Origin of the sequence: Streptomyces sp. SirexAA-E, assembly GCF_000177195.2 — a bacterium.
In the GTDB taxonomy this organism is placed as follows: Bacteria; Actinomycetota; Actinomycetes; order Streptomycetales; family Streptomycetaceae; genus Streptomyces; species Streptomyces flavovirens.
Genome location: NC_015953.1, coordinates 1 through 19,945, shown reverse-complemented (window position 1 = coordinate 19,945; position 19,945 = coordinate 1). Strand labels below are relative to the sequence as shown.

Genomic DNA, 19,945 nt, shown 5'->3' with positions numbered 1-19,945 from the left:
AATTTCAATGCGAAAGGTGCATGGAATCGGGTAGATTAGGGGTATGGGATTGGCTTTGGAGGAGTCGTTGCGGCTGACGGTGGCCGCATTGATGCAGGTGACGGGTGACTCGCAGCGGTCGGTTGCGGGGGTGCTGGGACTGACGCAGACGCAGGTGTCGCGCAGACAGTCGGGTGCCGTTTCGTGGAGCCTGCGTGACGTCGATGTCCTGGCCGAGCACTACGGCATAGGCGCGCTGGACCTGCTGGCGGGGCCGACGCGCGCGTGCGAGGTGCTGCCCGCCGACCGGCACCGCTCCGCCCGGGCCGATGCGAAGGGCACGAGCCGGTGAGCGACTTCGACGAGATCGACTCGCTGCTCGACGCCGTTGGCCCGCAGGCCCAACTCCCGCCCTGCCAGGTGCGCCGCGAGCTGCGGGAACGGGCCCAGTTGTCCAAGGCGCAGGTGGCACGCGCGCTCGGCGTTAGCCCGTCCACCCTCAGCGGATGGGAGAGCGGCCGGGACCCGGCCGGTGAGGCCCGGGCCAAGTACGCATACCTGCTGGACGGACTCAACGCCAAGCTCGCCACCGAGGAGACCCCGACCGAGACCGAGAACACGGCGGAGCTGGCCGAGCAGCCCATGGCGTCAGGCGCTGCTGCGGCGGCCGTCACTTCCACGTCTTCGCCGGAAGTCGGCCAGGACGAGGACGAGGTGGAACTGCTCGCCGTGCCCGAGCCGTGTGTGCTGTGCGGCCGTCCGGCCGAACAACGCGTGGCGGGGTTCGCTCAGCACCTCGACCTCTCCGACTGCCAGGCGACCCCTGTCGGAACCCCGAAGCCCGAGCTCGCCGCGCTGTCTGCCCGGCCCCACGAGTCGCGCACAGCACGCCCGCCCCGCCCGGCCGGCGGGAAAGGTACGGCCCCGCGCGGGCGCGCGTTCCAGGAGCCGTCCGGGCCGGGCGACTTGATCCACGAAGCGGTTCGCGCCGCGCTCGCCGAGCACCAAGGCGATGTCGAAGCCGCGAGTGCCGCGTTGCTGAAGCGGGCCATCCCGGACGCGATGCGCCTGCTGGACGAGACCCGCAAAGGCGCCCGCTACGACGTGATCGCCCACCCCTGGATCCCCGACATCCTCAAGAAGCCAACGTCCAAGGGCGCCGACCAGATCTGGGAAGCCCGCCCCAAGTGGACGCGGCCCGAACTGCCGCCCGGGAAGCACGACGTCACCGCGCTCGACATCAACGGCGCCTACCTCTCGGCCCTCAAGACCCACCTCCCGCTCGGCCAGATGGAACACTCCAGCGGCTTCGCACACGACCGGCGCCGCGCCGGAGTCCACCTGATCACCCCGCCCGCCTGGGAGCACGACGCGGTGCTGCCCAACCCGATCGGCCAGCGCGACGAACCGGGCCCTTTGTGGGTCACCGAACCGACCCTGCGCCTGCTGCTGCGCCTGTCCGGCCCGAAGCACGGCCTGTGCGAGCCGCCCGAGATCCACGAGTCGTACACCTCGGGCGCCACCGAGAACCTCCTGGAGAAGTTCCGGATCGCCCTCAAGGACGCCCGCGACACCGCGATCGCAGACGGCGACGAGCTGACGCTGGAATACGTGAAGGCGATGTACTCCAAGTTCGTGTCCACGATGGGGGAGTCGAACTACAACCGGGAGCTCTACCGCCCGGACTGGATGCACATCATCCGCTCCCAGGCCTTCGCCAACCTCTGGATGAAGGCGCTCAAGGCCCACGACGCGGGACTGACGGTCGTACGGGCGATGGGAACCGACGAACTCCACATCATCGGAGACTGGCGCCGTGTCTTCCCCGAAGGCCGCTCGGTTACCGAGGTCAAGGTCAAAGACACCTACACCGCCGGGACCGGCACCGAAGCCGGCACGGGGCAGGAGCAGTAAATGCCGGAGAAGAACATCGACTTCGGGAAGTTCGGCGCGAGCGGGATCAAGGGCAGCGAAGCCGTCGCCCGCCAGCTCGACCGGCTCGCCGCTCACATCGCCACCCCGGTGACCGCCAGGCGCGGCCTGATGGCACGCCTGCACTACCTGACGACGTCGGACAGGGCCTGGCAGGCAGCCAAGGACGCCGGCCTGACCGTGAGCGACCGGACGCTGAAGGCGTGGATGCAGGGCACCCGCCGTCCCTCGAAGGCCAACCTGGAACGCATCGACACCGCCTACCGGGCGGTGCGGCGCCGCAACGTCGCCCGCCACCTCACCGCCCGCCTCAACCGCGAGGGCCGCGGCACCCGCGTGGAGATCCACCCCCTCGACCAGTCCGGCGTGGCCCGCCAGCTTCAGCGGGTGGTGGCACACCGGACGATGAACGTGCGCCGCTGGGACAAGATCGTCGGATCCTGGGCGGCCGGCGACCACCAAGGCCTGGACGACGTCTGGACGGCCGATGTCCTGCCCGATCTGGGCTCCCAGTGGGGCCAGTATGAATACGTCAAAAACATCGGCTTCGCCGCGTAGCAGCCGCTGCGTGACGCTGTCGCCCGTCTGGTCCAGGACGGAATCTGGACGTCCAACCAGGCCGTCTCACCGGGGCGAGCGGAGCGATCAATCACGCGGCGGGGAGCCCCGGAAGCCGGTCGTAGGCAACATCGCCGGGGAAGGCGATGGACTCGATGTGCTGCGGCGGGATCGCATTGCGGTAGAGGACGTCAGCGTTGGCCGGGGTATGGCCGATGGCCTTGCCGACGAAGGTGTGCACCACCGATTTGAAGACGAGGTGCCTGCCCGGACTGGCGAGGTCCACGTAGGCGGTGACCAAAGCGGGCCGGCCCAGCGAACGCAGTCTCTGAGCAACGCCGGCATGGTCGTCGCAGTGCTGCCAGTAGATCGCCTCGCCACCCCAGAAGGACAACAGCCGCCACGCCCCGTTGATGTTGTGGGAGGTGGCCTCGGCGGAGAGCGTCAGACAGACCTGCCCCTCTCGATTGCCCGACTTCTGCCTCCCCGGGACGACCATGCTCTGGGAGCGCAGCAACTCCCGCTCGGCGTCGGTCAGATAACCTCGCTCCTGAGCCTGGTTCAGGCGGTCATCCACGAGAACGAGGTCCAGGGGCCGCAGGCCATGAGCACGAATCGCATCGGCCTCGTGGTCGAGCAGTCTGGTGCAGTGCTGCGCCCGCAGCAGGTGGTCACTCAGTAGGTCGAGGAGCCGCGCTTCCTCGTCCTCCAACTCCAAGTCGACATACAGATCCGGCTCGGCCAGTTCGGTTTCGTCGGCGATCTCGTAGATGAGATCTGCCACCGGCCGGGGCCACGTGGCGGGATCGTCTACATCTACGACGGGCCGGCTGTCGGCAGCGTGATCCGGTGTCATACGAGCCAGTATCCCGCTGCCGGACCAACAGGCTCCGGACCGGAAAAGGGCCACGGGACCTGGTGGGGCGAACCGACGCGGTGGTGGAGCAGCTCGGTAGCTCGCTGGGCTCATGACCCAGAGGTCTTCTCTGAACCAACCGCTATGCCGAGCGTGTGAGCGGCCGATACCTTGTGGCGATGAACGCTCAGCGAGCTATTGAGGTCCTGACGGGGCTCAAGGAAGAAGCAGACCGGCGAGGGGCGGAGCTTCGGCCGCCTGGTGAATTTGCATCCTGGAAAGGACGCGTGAGATCCACCCTCATCCGAGCCCTCGGGAAGGACCATCACCTGCTGGCCGATTTCGAGAGTGTCCGGTACTCGCTGATGGCATTCAGTACTGACACGCCTGACTCGTCCTTCGAGAGGGCCTTTCTGGGAGGGCTGCGGAAGGCCAGCGGAGTCATCGAGGCAGCCGTCTTCGAGCTGCAAGAGGCAGGAACCAGCGACGACGCAGTGGACGAAACGGCATTCGACCCGGACCTGTGGTCTCACGTTCAGGCACATGTCCAGAATGAGGACTGGCAGACGGTCGCCAGCCAGACCGCCATCTATGTGGAGGACTGCGTTCGGAGATGGTGCGGAAACCCCCGGGGAAACAACGGCCAGGCACTGGTCGGCAAGGGCCTCTTCGCTGCAGTATTTGCCACTGATGCCCAGTACCGACTCGGCAAGGAGCCGGGAGAATGGGAAGGGTGGCGAGGGCTGGGAATGGGGTTCGCTCAGGCTCTGAGCAATGTGGACCGCCATAATATTCAAAAGCGGGACGATGCAAAGCGATACGCATTCGGCGTACTCGGGCTGGGAAGCCTGGTTCTGACCCAACTTCGCCACCAGCACGGCGAGGACCTGCACGACCTGTAGGCAATGGGCGGGCCAGTGGCCCGCCCGCGTGAGGTTGATAGGTCGCGGTGTGCCCAAGAACTCAACCGCCCGCGTGAACATGGCGCGAGCGGCGTTGTAGTTCAGTGGCCGCCGCGGGCGTCGCAGGGTCCACCACAGCGGCTGATTGCGGCCGCGTGGAACTCCGCTGCACAGATGCAGGTTGGAGGGCCCGAAACCGGTACGGGTCGGGCCCTCCAACCTTATGAGGCCTACATGTCGGCGGCTGCCATGCCCAACTGCCAGGTCAGGCACGAGCGCTGGCTCACAGACCCGGTCCGGGACGCGATCCTGTTGTGCCCCAGAGCCAGCGCGAGGCGAGGCGGACCCACCGGATAGCCCCGCTCGGGCGACCCCATACGATGCCGTCCCAGCCACACCAGCAGCGCCTGACGCCCTGCAGCCACGTCCACGCCCAACCCGGACATCAACTGCTCCACGCCCACAAGCCATCGGGTCCGGGCCGCCGTATCCCGCTGTCCGGCGCGTTCGAAGTCCACCATGGCGCGCGCGAGCTCGGCCGCCTCCGGGTAGATCACCAGCGGGGCCGCCCGCATTTCCCGCGCATCCAGCCCGGCCGTCCAGGCTCGCTGTACCCAGCGCGCGGTGTCCGGCATCCGCGTCCACCAGTACACCGCCACCTGGAAGGCATCAGCGAACAGCTCCTCACCGGCCGGCCCCCATTGTTCGGCCAGTTGCCGGCGCACGTGGTGCGCCCCTATCGTCTCGGGTAGTTCGGCCAGTTGCACGAAGTGCGGACCACGGCCGCGTGAGTCGTCGGTCCAGTAACCGTGCCGCAGGCACACCTGCCAGCTGTCCGACGACATCAGCCACACCGCCTCGCCGACACCCAGGTCATCACCGCACAGCGGGCAGTACCGCACGAGGTGCCCCGTCAGCGGCTCCCAGGGCCACCTCCACTCGGCCTCTTCGTCCTCGCCATCTGCCTGCAGCTGGTCTGCGTTCAGGCTGGGCAGATCCTGCTGCAGGAGACTGGGTGACCGGTCGGCCAGGACAGACAGGTAGCGCAGTCCCGCCTCGTTCACGTACATCTCGGTGGACTGCGGGTACTTCTCCACCCGCTCGGGGTCCGCGGGTGCCTCGCCCTGTCCGACCCGGTCGAGGAAAGCAGCCAGGCTCAGGCCGTTGGCGTGCGCGAGCCGGTTCACGAACGACCCCGTCGACTCACCCGGCACCGGCTTTACGCGCAGCGGCAGAGGCATGCGAGGTCCGTACAGGCCGGGATCGTCCAGCACCGCTGCCCTTCCGCTGAAGCCGCCACCACAGCCCACCGTGACCGGCCCGCCGGAGGCTGGTCAAGAGCGCCGGCACTCGTTCAGGTGAACCCAGGCGAACGCCCAGGCACGGCCTCGCACACTCCTTCCACCCTGTGAACCAGGTGCCTGTGCACACCGTCACCCGGGGGAGGACCATGGCCACGACGACACGCATCCGCCCGGACACGACCGTCCCCGCCCCCGCGACTGCCTCGCGCCTGAAGACCCGCCTGCGCGGAGGCCAGCAAATCGCCGTCGACACCTCCGCGAGCAGCTTCATCGAGGGCTACCGTCGTGTCAGCGTTTACATGGCCACCGGCACCGGAAAGACCCTGGTGGCCCTGCACGTCGTCCAGGAAACCGCACCCGAAGGCGCCTCCCTGGTGGCAGTCCCCTCCCTGCGACTGCTTGAGCAGACCGCCGCGAAATGGCACAGCGAAGGACGTCCCGGCCGCTACCTCGGTGTCTGTTCCTCAAGCCACCCGGCAGACCCGTACCTGGCCGACGTCCTCACCATGGTGGGCACCGCCGACGACCTGGCCTGGCAGGCAGCCGACACCCCAGGACCGCTCAACGTGTTCTGCACCTACGACTCCCTGGACAAGGTCGTCGAAGCCCACCGCGACTTCCATCTGCCCCGCTGGGACGTCGTGGTCGCCGACGAAGCCCACCGCACCGCCGGTGACTACGACAAGCCCTGGGCCCGCGTCCACCACGACGACAAGCTGCCCGCCCGCCACCGTCTCTACATGACCGCGACACCCCGTGTCTTCGACGAGAAGAAAGCCCGCGAAAAGGGCATCAACGCGGACACTGTCGTCGCCTCCATGGACGACGTGAGCATCTACGGGCCCGTCGTCTACCGCATCTCCCTGAGAGAAGCGATCGACGAGGGGCTCCTCGCCGACTACCGCATCGCCGGCGTCGTGATCAGAGACGAAGACTTGCGAGGCCTTCTGAACCGGCTTCCCGCGAACACCTGGACCGGCGAAGCCTTGCGTGCCGCAGCCGCTCAAGTGGCCCTGCTGGTCGCGCAGCACCGCTACGACCTGCGCCGCACCCTGACCTTCCACCCCTGCATCGCCGCAGCGGACGTCTTCGCCGAAACACTCCACGAGACCGCGGCCCTCATGTCCCCGGCCTACCACGCGCCCCTGCAGGTCGGCACCGTCAGCTCCAGGCAGAGCCCCTTCGAACGCCAGAAGAACTACACCGACTTCGCCTCCGCGCCCCTCAACACCCCCGCCTCACAGCAGCCGCCCCGCCGGGCCATCCTCACCAACTGCCGCTGCTGCGCCGAAGGCGTCGACATCCCCGCCATCGACTCCCTGCTCTTCGCCCATCCCAAGACCAGCAGCATCGACATCATCCAGTCCATCGGGCGCGCACTGCGCCAGACCCCAGGCGACAACAAGATCTCCACCATCGTCATCCCCATCTACATGGCACCCGGCGAGACCCTCGAGGAGGCCGTCAAGAAAACCGCCTTCCACCTGATCTACCGGGTCCTCATCGACCTCGACGTCTACGACGAGCACACCTTCCACCTTGTCGACCACTTCCGGTACCCGAGCGACCCCACCGACACCCCTCAGATCGCCCCGCGCCCGGAACGCGCCGACGAGATCATCCCCGTTCTCGACCTGAACGACGTCATGGCCCCCAACCGCGTATGGGAGGCCGCCTTCGAAGTCGCCACAGGCTTCCACCTCCAAAACGGCCACCTCGACGTCCCCAGCCGCTACCTCCACGACGGCCGCTTCTACCTCGGATGGTGGATCGGCGCACAACGCTCCATGCGCAACAACGGCCTGCTCCTGCCCGAACGCATCGCAGCACTCGACACCCTCAGCATGATCTGGGAGCACCCCCCGCACAGCATCGAGCGCAAACTCCTCATCGCCCGCGACTACGTCACCCGCCACGGACACCTCGCACCTCGGTGGGGCGAACACCACCAAGGCCTGCACCTGGGTCGCTGGCTCGCCGACAGCCGAAAGGAAGCCAACACCCGTCGCCTGCCCTACTGCTACCAGCGGGCCCTGAACGAGATCTACCCCTGGTGGAACGCCAAAGGCAGAGCCGAATGGAAACGCACCTACGCCCGCGCCCACGCCGCCGCACGCGACAAGACCTTGATCTTCCCCGGCCCACACCAACTCACCGGCGCCGCCCCTGTGCTGACCCAATGGCTGGCCGAGCAGATCGACAACCTCGACAAGCTCGAGGACTACCAGCGCCACCTTATGGGCGACCTCCCCATCGAGCACCCCCTGGCCCTCCTGCTGCGCCGCCCGCGCGGCGCTTCCCAACGGGCCTTCGCCCGAGGATTGAAGGCCGCCTACGCCTACCGCTGCCGCCACCATCACCTGGACGTTCCCTACAACTACACCTGCGAAGACGCCTTCGCCCTGGGAAGGTGGCTCGCCGAGAAGCGGCGTTTTCCGCAGGCCCTCTCGCGAGAACAACTGGACGCCCTGGAAGCCCTCGACATGCGCTGGATCTCACGCCACCGGCACCGCACACCCTGAACCGCCGACCAACCGGCAGACCACGGGCGCGCCCCTGCGCTCCGCCCCCCGCATGAACAGCTGCATGGGATCCTCCCGGCAGCGGCCGCCGCACCCGTCCAACCGACCCGCAACCCCAGCCCGGCTGACATCACCAGACGTACCGCAGCCCAAAAGCACGAAAGAACCGAACGACCTCAACCAGGAGTACGGCATCATGACGACACCGCCCCACTCGCCCGGCCGGCTGCCTGTCTTCAACATCGGCCTCACCCACGTCACGCTCCCCACCTCACAGGTACAGGTCAACCGCCTGACCGAACTCATCAACGAAGTCACTCTGGGCACCGACGTGATCGTGATCGTGGTGAGCCCCGCCGCCCACTTGGCCGAGACCGACGTCGATCCAAGCCGCTTCATCTGGCCGACCTGGCAGGGAGAGACCATCCCCGAGGCCCACCAGAAGTGGAAGGCCGTCTTTGCTACCCAGGACCGCACCTTCAGGGGCATCTACTACGAGGGCCCCACCCTTGAAGAGACGCAGACCTTCCGCGTCCCGGCCACCGTTCTGTCCGACGCGATGTGGAAGATGGTCCAGAACGAGCCCTGCGCGGTCCTGTGCACCGGCCTCACCGGAGACCCCTCAGCAGCCGAAATCACGACCGCGCTAAAGGAAGGAAGGCTCCAAGCAGTCCTGGTAGAAACCCTGTTCGCCTAGCCCCCAGACCAGCCCCACGCCATCCCCTAACGTTGCACGGACACGACCCACACCCACCGACCCGGCCTACTCCTCCCACAACACCACTCAGCGAAGGACACCCGACACGATGGATCCCGCCGGCCACCGCTCCATCGCGCACTGAGGATCTTGTTTCATGCTCTCCGAGGAGCCCGTCGCCGAGATCTCCGCCGTCACCGCCTTCCGCACCCGCCCCGCCCGACTCTCCCTACGTCCGGACCAGCAGCGGGCGGTCGACAGCGCGGCACGTCACCTGGCACGCGAACACACCCGCGGACACATGGTGTCGGCCTGCGGCACAGGGAAAACGCTCACCGCGCTGCGGACCGCCGAAGCCCTCGACGCCCGACACCTGCTGATCGCCGTGCCGAGCCTGGACCTCATCTCGCAGTGGGCCAGCACAGCCCGCAACGATGGACGCCCAGAACCGATGATGGCCGTCTCCTCTCTGGCGGCAGCCAAGCACCCGGTCCTGGCCGGAGCAGCCGTCCACAGCACCAACAACCCGGAGTTCCTGGCGACTTGGCTGGCCCGGCACGAGCACGCCACCGTCTTCGTCACGCTCGACTCTCTCCCGAAGATCGAACAGACCCAGCACACCCGTGCTCCCGTGCCGACCTTCGACTTCCTGATCGTCGATGAGGCACACCGCACCGCGGGAAGCTGGGACAAGGACTGGACCGTCCTGCATGACCACACCCGCATCCGGGCCGACCGCCGTCTCTACCTGACCGCCACCCCCTACGAATGGAATCCACCACGCCTGACCGAAGCACCCACCACCCGCCCCCAGCCCAAGCGCACTGCGGCCACCGCCCCCGCCTGGGACACCCCCGCCCTCGTCGCCTCCATGGCGGACACGAAAACCTTCGGCCCCCGCCTGCACACCTACAGCCACGCCGATGCCATCGACGACGGAGTCCTTGCCGACTATCAACTGGTCGTCCCTACGATCACCGACACCCACCTGCGCACCGTCCTCACCACCCCCGACACCTACTCCGGCTTCGGCCCGACCGCACGCCGCACCACCGCCCTGCACCTGGCAGTCCTCAAAGCGATGACCGAGCACGACCTCCACCACGTGATCGTGTACTTCCAGCAGGTCGCCGACGCCACCGACTTCGCCCGCCAGTTCCCCCACACCCTGCGCACCCTCACCGAAGACCAACGTCCGGCCTGGACCAGCGACCTGGTAGTCCAGTCGATCAACGGCACCCACAGCCCCGGCCAGCGCCACGACATCCTCACCGACTTCGCTACCGCCGACCGCGCCGTGCTGACCAACTCCCAAGTACTAGGGGAGGGCGTCGACCTGCCCGCCGTCGACGCCGTCGTCTTCGCCGACCGCACCGCCAGCGTCCGCCGCATCGTCCAGGCCCTCGGCCGCGCCCTGCGTAAACCCCCCACCGTCGACACCAAGTGCGCCAGCCTCGTCATCCCCGCCTACATCCCCCACGGCGCCGACCCCACCGACCTCCTCGGCACCCCCTACGAAGCCCTCTGGCTCGTCACAGCAGCCCTACGCCACCACGACCAGACCATCGCCGCCCGCGCCCCCCGCACCACCGCCAAACACCGCCTGGACCAAGGCGCCCGCACGCTCCTGGCCCGCCGCTTCCGTTTCGACTTCACCCTCGACCCCGACAGCATCGCCCGGGCGATGGACCTGATCGCCTGGCCCGCCGACGCCGCCGTCCTCTCCGCCCCACGCCGGGCGGGCCTGGCGGCCGCGACCCGCTTCCACGCCGAACACCGCCACCTGCGCGTGCCCACCGACTACGAAGACGCCTACGGCTATCGGCTCGGCGCCTTCGTCACCGGCCAGCGCACTGCCCGCAGGCAAGGCATCCTCGCCGAAGACTGGATCGCCGAACTCGACGCACTCGGCATGATCTGGGATGACCACGAAGCCGCTTGGCAGGGCAACCTCACCACCGTCACCGCCTTCCACGCCGAGCACGGCCACCTCGCCGTCCCCCAGCACGAGCCCGGCGGCCGCTTCCTCGTCACCCAACGCGCCCTCGCCCGCGACAACCTCCTCGACCCCGACCGCCTCGCCCAGCTTGCCGCCCTCGACCCTCACTGGATCCTCCCGCACGGCCCCGACTGGCACCGCAAATACCACCTCCTGCGACGCCACATCGAAGCCGGCCACAGCCCCGCCTCACTCCACCGCGACACCGTAATCGACGAGGTGAAGGTGGGCAGCTGGCTGCACCGCCAGCTCTCCACCTGGAACCGGCTCGCCCCCGCACAACGCGACCTCCTCACCCGCCTGCAGCTGACCCCCGCCACTCCCCTGCCGCCCGCGCAGCGCACCACCAGCCCGCCCGCAGCGAGGCGGACCCGCCGGTCCTTCGAACAGACCGCGCAGATCCTCCAGCTCTTCGTCGAACACCGGGGCCGCCCGCCCGCCGCCCGGGAATGGATCGACGTCGACGGAGAACGCATCATGATCGGCCCCTGGCTGTGCAAGGCCCGCACCCGACACAACGCCCACCAACTCACCTGGGAACAGGACGAGCTGATGGCGCAGATCCTCCAGGCTGACTGGACGACCCCCGCATCCGAGTAACGGTGCCCGGCGTCGGGCGCGGGGCACACGCGTCGTCCTTGCCCGCTTATCCCTCGGAAGGGTTGCCCTGTGCCGGATCCTTGGGCGTGTTGAACAGGGACTGATACGTGCGCAGTTCTTCCTCGGTCAGTTCCGGATCGCCGTTGACGGCCACCACGGTGGTGTCCCACTCGCGGTAGCCGTCGGTACGCGGCGTGAGCAGTACACCCACGGACCTCAGGCCAGCGAGGTCGTGATGCTCGCCGCGTTCATGGTGGCGCAGCTGGAGCCAGGCGGAGAACGCGGCGCGCGTGGTGTCGGTCAGGGCGGAGCAGGCAGCGAAGCCGAGCTGGTCCCAGTTGGGTCCAGCGACGAAGGTACGCATCTTCCATGCCGTCGTGCCTTCTTCAGCCCCGGTGACGGTGCCGAGGGCATCGAGGAGGAAGCGGCCCAAATCCGTCCGATAGCCGACGGGTAGGCTGTCGAGGGACGCCAGCACCTGCTGCCAGTTTTCCCGTTCGTCGGGTCCGGCCGGGCTGGTGGCAACGTCCTCGAGCATGATGCGGACCATGGTGTGCGCCTGGTCGTCATCGCTGCCGGCCGGGGCGGCAGGCAGCAGCGGCACGCTGTGCGGCTGTCCGCCGAGCCGGGCCCAGGACGGGTCGACTATTCCGGGTACGGCGGCGGCGTCCGCGGCGGCCAGCTCGTAATAGCGTTCCGGCTCGCCGCCCAGGACGGGCGTCGAGGCGCCGGCACGGTGCAGATAGCCGACAACCGCGTGGGTGGAGCGCAGCTGGTTGAACAGGAATTCCCAGTCACGCCGTATCAGGGCGATCACCGGCGTATCGGCGGAGTCGGCGGCAACCGCCAGTTCCTGCGGTGGGTCGGGATGTTCGATGATGATGACGCCGACCCAGTCGATGGCCGGGCTGTCGATACGGAGGCTGCGGCCTCGCCCGTTGACCATCTCCACGCCCTCGGTCTTCAGCCGGCGCACGGTGCCGTGGATCTGCTTGCCAGCCGAGATGAGCTGCTTGCCGACCCAAGACCTCTCCCGCTCGGGCGTGCCGGGCTCGCCTTCGCGGGCCTTGATCTGCACCACGACACCGCGTTCGCCGACCACCAGCAGCCCGTCGCTGATCTCCCTGACGCCGCGCCCTTTGCGCTCCACGCTCGGAGTCATCACGAAATCGGGCAGCCCCCAGGTCGCGGCTGCGTCCTTGACGGCCGTCTCCGCGGCCGCGCCTCGCCGTTCGTGGTGGCGCAAGGGCGTCGCGTGCGGGACGACCCGCTCGTACACCCCGTTCGGCGTGCTCACCACCAGTGTGAGCGTGCCGGCGTCCTGGACGCGTCCCAGGCCGATGTCCGAAGACGCCAGCGCGGCCAACTCCTCGGCGGACCAGTGCCTCGAGGAACGCGCGGTTTCGATCCAGGTGTCCGCAGTAGCGGAGCCGCCCGCTGCCAGCACGCGTCTGCTGCCCGGTACCTGGCGGGAGAGGTAGGTGAACGATACGGCGAACCGGGTGACCGTCTCGATCGCCAGCGTCAGCCGCCGGTCGAAGGTGTCCTCGCCGTCGGCCGGGGTGAACCCTTCGGTGAAACACAGGTCGATGTGGGTGCCTGCTTGTGCGGCCACCGTGTCCCCGCTCCGGTAAGAGCTCAGCCGGTAGCGGGCCAGGACACGCTCTTCAGCGCTCAGAGCCCCCGGCTCCGCGGTTTGAAGATTCTCGAGTACTGCGGGTGCCGCGGCATGAACCTGAGGTTCGACGGGGGTGGCCCAGGCGCCCATCACGGCCTCCGCATCCAGGCTCGCTTCCCACTCCACCAGGTACCCCAGCCCCCGGCGGATCAGGTCGATGACGTCGTTGCCGTCGCTGTCGTGGAAGGGCTGACAGTCCTGCACCATCGCCACGTGCGAGCGCAGGGCACCGTCCATGCACGACTCGGCCAGCAGCTCCCTCAGTCCGGCTGGCGAATCGGCGACCGGGAAGAACCGGGGACGCTCCGGACTGCGTGGCCGCTGCAACACGCTGAACGCCTCGACGGACTCCACCACCAGTGCGTCTAGACACGCCCACAGTTCCCGGACACATCTGCGGAACAGGTCGGTCAGCTCCGACTGAGTCCCGGGCGGCCAGGCCAGCCAGGCACCTATGGTCCCTGACCCGTCCGGGTGCGTCACCACGCTCTCCTGGACGAGCTCGTCCTGGACAAGCGTGTTCCACGACGAAGCCATTGCCGCTTTCGCCCGCTGTGCGGCACGCAGATGCTCCCACGCCCGCGGGTAGTGCTCCCTGATCACAGCGCCGACCCTAACGCCGGGCACCGACACTCCCCGTACACGAACCCCTCGGCGGTGAAGCCTCAGCCGATGCGCACCCCAGCGAGGCATCGCTGATGCGCCTTGGGTTTCCGACGTCGCCGCTCTCCAGCAGCATGACTGCCGTCCAGGCGCCAGCCAGATGCGCTGTCCCGGGAGGTTGCACGCTCTCCCCACATACGGTGCTGCGGGCGTCCGGCCGTCAGGTTTCCACGTCGATGCCGTAGTCCAAAGCCAGCCCCGCGAGGCCGGTGTCGTAGCCCTGGCCGACGGCACGGGCCTTCCAGCCAGTGGCATGCCGGTAGAGCTCCACCGCGATGCCGACTGTCTCGTCCGAGGAGAACGGCCCCGGTACGAAGACCAGCTGGACGCCCGAAGCCTGGGTGATGTCCGCTTGCCACTGGGTGTGCTCGTCGAAGACCGCGGAGGGCTGGGCCTCGATGTCGATGCTGACGATCACGGCGACGGAGGCAATGTCGTCAGGGACCAGGCGCAGATCGGCGGTGACGGTATCTCCTCCGACGCGGACTCCGTCGTGGCAGGGATGGTTGTAGAAGACGAGGTCGTCGTCGCTGCGCACCCTGCCGTTGCGGGCGAGGAGTACAGCAGAGACATCGACGGTCGCGCCGGTGCAGGTGATCCGCACGGTCGTCGGTTCGGTGGCCACAGCCGTGTTAGCTCCCTTGGCCAACGTCTGCCGAGCGCCGTGCCCCCTCGTCGCGGCCCGAGGCGGTGGGGGAGCGGCACCCGGCCGGGGCAGGCCGGTGACGGTGAGCGAGCCGATGACCTGCTGCAAGATGGGCCAGCCTTCGGCTTCCTCCCCAGGCCACGGCCACGTCAGACGCTGCGCGCCGAACTGCTTGGCAGTGGGCGGCTGCCCGAGCGCCTCCTGGAGCTGCAGGTAGCGCAGGCTCTCAGCGGCCAGACGCCCGAGCCGCCACTGCCGTTGCGTCTCCTCCGGGTCGTTCCTCCAGGTGTCGTGATCGACGGGCTTTCCGCCCAGCTCCTGGTAGACCCGCTGAGCGAAGTCGTAGCCCTCCTCGGTCAGCAGGCGGGCGCGCCGCTGCTGCGGAGACGGCGCAGGCTCACCGATGGCCGTGCACAGTGCCTCCAGGTCGCCGCCCGTCCAGTGGTTGGCTGCTGTGGTGGCGAATCGGGCGAACTGCGCCAGTGTGGGCGGCCGCCCCTTGGCGGCGACGAAGCGGTGGTGGTCACGAGCAACCTCCTCCAGCTCCGAACGCCAGCGATGCTCCACGTAGGCGTCGAGATGCTGTTCGGCCCAGGCACGGCGGTGTCGTGTGATGAGGTCTCGCACCCGCTCGAAGCCCTCCCGGCGGCTGCCGCGGCTCATGCCGAAGGTGATCGTCATCTCCCCGTAGGGGGTCTCGACCGTGCTGCTCTGGCGGTCGGTGATTTCCTCCTCCGGGCCCAGGAGCTGCTCGGCGGCGCACAGCTCGCGGAAGAAGGCAGCCTCGACCGGGCATCCGGCCGCGCGCAAGGCGGTCAGCGCCCTGCTGTAGTAGCTCTCGACCCGGTCCAAGGTGGTGCGTGAGTAGGGACCTTCGCACACGAACCACGCGGTCAGGCCCACGCCGTGCCAGAACTCGACCGCAGGACCGAGCGCCTCGGCCATGGTCTGGTGCGGGCGCGGGTTGCTGACGATGCTGCCCGGGTGCTGCGGCAGCGTCACCGTCTCCCACAGCCGCCCCACCCCGTCGAGAACCCCAGAAGGCAGACGCTGCCGGTACGCCTGGGGGGTGTAGCCCTGCTCGGTCCGGGACACGCTCATCAGGTCCTGATCGACCAGACCCCACAAGGACGGCATTCCCCGCGACTGGACAGCATGTGCATGATCGAAGGCCGCCCACCAGTCGCCTAGAGTCGCAGCCCGCTCCTGCACAGGGGACACGGAACTGCCGCCGCCGAGGAACGCCGCGAGCATCGCCTGGACCTCGTCCTCCGCGATGCCCGCCTCAGCGGCCACGCCGGCCGCCTGAGCAGCCACGCCGACATACAGACGCGGCTCGGGCAGAGCAGTGATGATCTCCTCATCCGGGTGCGGGGGAGCCTGCAGGTAGTCCAGCACGGCCAGCCAGTCGCCCCCGAAGTAGGCACAGACGACCGGCTGCAACTCTTTGGTAAGCACCCGCCGCGCCAGGGCCGTGCCAGCCTTGGCCTTCTTGGCGAAACCAGCCATCAGACCCTGCACACGCTGGATGCGATGACGCGCCACAACCTGCACGAGATCAGCCGCGGCAAGACTCTCCAGCAGATCCAGGCGGGCCTGCTGCTGCCCCGTACGGTCCAGCTCATGCCAGCCGCCGCCGAAGCGGAAGGCTTCCAGCGCCCCCTCACCGACACCCAACAGCCGGTAACGCTCCTCGATGACTGCCCAGAATCGCCGCTGCTGTGTGGGCGGGAAGATCTCTCCTACCGCCCGCAGCCGGACCGGCTCAAGCAGCGTTTCGAACAGCGGCACCAGCAGCGCCCACAGCAACACCGTGTCCCAGCCCTCCACCGCGGTGAGACGGGCGCTGTCATCGGCGGCCAGCGTCAGAGCGTGGGCAGGGCGTTCACGCAGCAGAAACGGCAGATTGACCACCCCCGCCTTCACCGACACCTTCTCCGGCAGGTACCACGCGCCGCGCCGCTGTTGTTCCCGGACGTCGAAGACGGTGGCGCAGAAGGCCCTCTCCTCCCGAGTCAGGGCTGTCACCTCGCCGGTGTCCGGCGTGTGACGCCCTCGGCCGGTGACGATGGTGGCAATCGGCCGTCCGGCGAACCCTGTGGCCAGTAGCCGGGCCGCCAGCGCGTCGATGTCGGCGAACCGCTGCTGCTGCCCGGCCGCCCGTTCCAGGGCGAGTGCCGTCCCCGGGCTGCTTTCCAGAGCAGGCTGCCACCATCGCGACGGGTTACCGGACACCAGTCACCCTCCGCATGTACTCGACGAACTGCTCAAACGGCACCGGCGTCGCGGTGCCCTGCGCATAGACGGCGTAGCGCTGGGCCATCAGCTGCATCTCCCGCTCGTCCCTCCGGGCTTCCACACGGGCCAGTCCGTGGACCACACGCTGCTCGACCCGCCCCCGCTCATACAGCACGAACGCGTCCACCCCTCCCGAACCCCCACCGGCCCCCTCGGCGCCGGTGTCAGCGTCGGCCGCAATCTCCTCCAGCGACGCGGAGTCGATCAGCGGAACGTCCAGCAGCACCGCGGGATCCATGTCGTTGTCCGAGCACATGGCCTCCAGATGCTGCTCCAAACCGAGTTCGGCATGGCAGACCACGTCCAGGTACTGCTGCCCGGCAGCCACTGCGGTCTGGCGCAGGACACGAACACCCCGGCCGACGAACTGGTAGAACTCGCCGAAGCTGCCATAGGGGCGGATGGGAACGACGACAGTGATCGGCGGGAAGTCGTAGCCCTGACCGAGCATCCGCAACTGCACGATGCCCTGCAGGTCCCCCGCGTCGGATTCAAACCGCCGCCGCGTGGAGGCGATCGCCGACGCGGGCATGCTGTGATGAAGCGTGGCGCAGGGGATACCGTGCTCCTCGGCTATCCGCGCGATCTGCTCGGCATGCGCCTGGCCCATCGCAGCGAACAGCACACGCGGCTTGACGGGCGCCAGCAGCTTGGCCTGTGCATCCAGACACGCCCGCGTCACCGCCATCACCTGCCGGATAGACGCCTCGGACTGCGCGGTGATGCGGGCCATCTTCCGCTCATCGCCCATCGCAGCCAGCAAAGCGTCACGGCCCACGATCTGCTCGCGCCGCCCGTCCGGCCACACCGCCTCATACACCGTCGACGCCACCTCAGGGGCGAACCGATGCACCCGCAGGTTCTTCGCGGAGCCGTCCGCGACGGAGTCCACCAGCCGATAGCGGTAGACGACATCGGCGTCGATCGGCTTGCCGTCCAACCGCAGGAAGCACGCCGACATCAACAACGTGCGCGCACCCTGAAAGTGCGCGAACAACCTCTGATAGGAAGCGCTGGCCGCGATGTGCGCCTCGTCGACGACAATGAAGTCGACATCGTCCGGCTCCAGCTTCGCCAGCAGATCCCCGTCACTGTCCCCGGAGCCCAGCGCATGGAAGTTCGTCACGAGGACGTCCGCGGCCAGCAGTCGCTCACGGCTGACCCCGCTGATCTGCCCGTCCTCCGCATCCAGAACCAGCGTGGCCGGAGGACGGACACCGGGCAACAGCGGACCGCCCGCCAGCCCGTACAGCACATTGCCCGGCACCCCCGGATCGAGCGCCTTGGCGAACGTCCCGCGGATGACCGAGCCAGGCGTCACCACCAGCGCCCGCCGTCTGCTGAACGACAACGCGGCCGCCACCCCCAGAGCCGTCTTACCGGCCCCGACCGCCATCACCGTCGCAGCGTGCCGGCCACCCGAACCGTAATAGTTCGCGAGCGCGGCCAACGCCTCGTCCTGACACGACCGCAACGGTCCCCGGCTCACCCGGGTCCGCGCACCCGCGAAGTACCCCCCGTCCGAAGCAAGTTGGTCCCAGCGGGGCGGATCGGCCGCCCGCATCGGATCGCCGACCATGTCCGGGACCTCAATACGCGGCACCGCAGTCACCAACGGAGCCAAAAGCGGATCCTGCCGCAGCATCGCCTGCAACTGGGCCACGCAGCGCGCGGTGTCCACACGCACCGCATCGTAGGAGAATCGCAGCACCGTCAGACCAGTCGCGGCCAGATCATTCTGCCGAAGCCGATCGTAGGTGAACGCCGCCCGGTCACTGTGGAAGGCGAACCCGTCCAACTCGACGGCCAACTGCAGCGCCTCACCCGCGATCAAGTAATCCAGCCGGTACGTACGCTCGTTGACGGTGACCGGGTGCTGACTACGCACCCGCGAGACGACCGCCGTGTCCACCGCAGGAGTCAGAACCCACCGCAAGAACGCCTCCTCCAAGTAAGAGGACGACGGGATCAGTTGCTCCAGCCCCGCTCTCATGCCGATCCACCCTGCGCAGCAGCCTCAGTCACCAGCGCCCGGGCCTTCTCCTCCAGCCGGACCACCACGTTTTCACCCTGGCCGAAACGGACCAGCCGCCGCGCCACCGCAAGTGCTTCCCCGAAGGCTCCCTCACGCTCCAACAGAGCGATCAACCGCGGCACTGAGGACACCTGCACAAACTTCACCGCCGTAGCAGCAGTCTTGAAGGACACCGCGTGTGGGGCTGCCTCCATCAAATCCAAGTCCAGCAGAGCGAACACCTCGAGCGCGGCGAGTGCCTCAGGCTCGGCACGCCGTGCACCCCACAGCCGCTCGACCGCGCTCTGCAGGACGAAGTGGTAGTCCATGGCCGAGCCTGGAAGCTCCAACGCCTCCCAGACACGGGCGATCAGATCAGCACCTCCCACGTCGAACGGCACATGCCGACTGGCCGGCGTCGCAGACGTACTGCCCTCTGCCGTCGGCCACATCGGCGAACCGTACGACTCGTCGGGGCGATCCGCCCAGCCCGGCACCGCCTCCCGCACAACACCCGGACTCCCGGCAAAGGCAAGACCGGGGACAGCTGCCATGCGTTCAAACCACGCCCCCACGTTGCCTCCTCACATACGCAGGGAACCCACGGCCTCACTTGCGGCCAGGTCACGCACCCGCCCCCTGCGGTGCCTCATTGTCGCAGCCGCACAGCACCATCTCATCCGAAAGTGGATAGGTGTCCCCGTCAACCTGCCCTTGGTGGCGTCCAGTCAGGACTGGGAGCCAAGCCTCCGCGCTTCGAGGGACGACCATCGGCCGGCAGCGGCGGTTCAGTCAGCTCATCCTGACGCCAGATCAAGTGCTACTGCAGACAGTCAATCTGAATGACTGTATGGAGAGCTCAGCGTTCCTCCGACGGCCGCAAGCACCCCGGCGCATGGATCTGCGGCCAGTCCACCCAGCATGATCAGCCCATGGCGCCAAGAGGCGGGGGAGGATTCTCGTAAACTCGTATAGTTTTTTGCTTCCTTAGATGAGACATCCGAAGCCGCCCGTTACTGTTGCCGGGCTTCACCCCAGACACCCCGATGGGCAGCCAGCCCGATGATGCGCGCGGAGCGGGCGTCATCCTGAGGCACCATCACCAAGCGACCAGCTGAAGGGGATAGGTGAGGTGAGGTGTGATGGGAAGCAGATCGCGGAGCGATCAGGTTCCCATCACACCGACCCACCAGGGTGCTCCACGGAGTGGAGCACCCGGCCACGGAGTGGCCGACGGTCTGCGGAGCAGACCGGTCTCCGCCGCGTAGCGGCGGCGCGTCGTGTCTGCGGAGCAGAC

The 19,945-nt window shown here is 68.1% G+C and carries 13 protein-coding genes; 7 read left to right on the top strand and 6 right to left on the bottom strand.

Annotation, left to right across the window (positions count from 1 at the left end):
* Positions 1-43 precede the first annotated feature (43 nt).
* Genes SACTE_RS00070 through SACTE_RS00060 form a run of 3 tightly spaced genes read left to right on the top strand, consistent with a single transcriptional unit; the run spans position 44 to position 2,469 of the window.
* On the top strand, positions 44-331 hold the full coding sequence (locus SACTE_RS00070) for a helix-turn-helix domain-containing protein (RefSeq protein ID WP_014043971.1): 288 nt from the start codon (positions 44-46) through the stop codon (positions 329-331).
* Positions 328-1,893, top strand: coding sequence for a helix-turn-helix transcriptional regulator (locus tag SACTE_RS00065; protein ID WP_014043970.1), 1,566 nt, complete (start codon positions 328-330; stop codon positions 1,891-1,893). The genes SACTE_RS00070 and SACTE_RS00065 overlap by 4 nt, the downstream gene beginning before the upstream one ends.
* Positions 1,894-2,469 (top strand): hypothetical protein, encoded by a 576-nt coding sequence (locus SACTE_RS00060; RefSeq protein WP_014043969.1) that lies wholly within the window; start codon positions 1,894-1,896, stop codon positions 2,467-2,469.
* Positions 2,470-2,560: 91 nt separating this feature from the next.
* Here the strand turns inward: SACTE_RS00060 and SACTE_RS00055 are convergent, their stop codons facing one another.
* Positions 2,561-3,325, bottom strand: coding sequence for a hypothetical protein (locus SACTE_RS00055; protein WP_019993893.1), 765 nt, complete (start codon positions 3,323-3,325; stop codon positions 2,561-2,563).
* A gap of 287 nt (positions 3,326-3,612) precedes the next feature.
* Here SACTE_RS00055 and SACTE_RS00050 point away from each other — a divergent pair, with 287 nt between their 5' ends.
* Positions 3,613-4,227, top strand: a complete 615-nt coding sequence (locus tag SACTE_RS00050; protein WP_014043967.1) for a TIGR02391 family protein — start codon at positions 3,613-3,615, stop codon at positions 4,225-4,227.
* A 230-nt stretch (positions 4,228-4,457) separates the two neighbouring features.
* Here the strand turns inward: SACTE_RS00050 and SACTE_RS00045 are convergent, their stop codons facing one another.
* Entirely contained in the window at positions 4,458-5,468 is a 1,011-nt protein-coding gene (locus SACTE_RS00045; RefSeq protein WP_014043966.1) for a TniQ family protein, read from the bottom strand.
* 209 nt (positions 5,469-5,677) lie between these two features.
* Here SACTE_RS00045 and SACTE_RS00040 point away from each other — a divergent pair, with 209 nt between their 5' ends.
* From SACTE_RS00040 to SACTE_RS00030, 3 genes are all read left to right on the top strand, one after another.
* Positions 5,678-8,053 carry a DEAD/DEAH box helicase gene (locus tag SACTE_RS00040; RefSeq protein WP_014043965.1) on the top strand — a complete coding sequence of 792 codons (2,376 nt, stop codon included), beginning with the start codon at positions 5,678-5,680 and terminating at the stop codon, positions 8,051-8,053.
* A gap of 196 nt (positions 8,054-8,249) precedes the next feature.
* Positions 8,250-8,750, top strand: a complete 501-nt coding sequence (locus SACTE_RS00035; protein ID WP_014043964.1) for a hypothetical protein — start codon at positions 8,250-8,252, stop codon at positions 8,748-8,750.
* 157 nt (positions 8,751-8,907) lie between these two features.
* A complete protein-coding gene (locus SACTE_RS00030; protein WP_014043963.1) occupies positions 8,908-11,349 on the top strand; it encodes a DEAD/DEAH box helicase in 2,442 nt (813 codons plus the stop codon).
* 46 nt (positions 11,350-11,395) lie between these two features.
* Here the strand turns inward: SACTE_RS00030 and SACTE_RS00025 are convergent, their stop codons facing one another.
* The 4 genes from SACTE_RS00025 to SACTE_RS00010 all read right to left on the bottom strand — a co-directional run bounded on the left by SACTE_RS00025 (position 11,396) and on the right by SACTE_RS00010 (position 19,202).
* Positions 11,396-13,630, bottom strand: coding sequence for a hypothetical protein (locus SACTE_RS00025; RefSeq protein WP_141707992.1), 2,235 nt, complete (start codon positions 13,628-13,630; stop codon positions 11,396-11,398).
* 220 nt (positions 13,631-13,850) lie between these two features.
* A complete protein-coding gene (locus SACTE_RS35325; RefSeq protein WP_014043961.1) occupies positions 13,851-16,571 on the bottom strand; it encodes a TerD family protein in 2,721 nt (906 codons plus the stop codon).
* A complete protein-coding gene (locus tag SACTE_RS00015; RefSeq protein ID WP_014043960.1) occupies positions 16,561-18,627 on the bottom strand; it encodes a DEAD/DEAH box helicase family protein in 2,067 nt (688 codons plus the stop codon). The genes SACTE_RS35325 and SACTE_RS00015 overlap by 11 nt, the downstream gene beginning before the upstream one ends.
* A complete protein-coding gene (locus tag SACTE_RS00010) occupies positions 18,624-19,202 on the bottom strand; it encodes a hypothetical protein (protein WP_202434122.1) in 579 nt (192 codons plus the stop codon). Before SACTE_RS00010 ends, SACTE_RS00015 begins: the two co-directional genes overlap by 4 nt.
* Between the last annotated feature and the right edge of the window lie 743 nt (positions 19,203-19,945).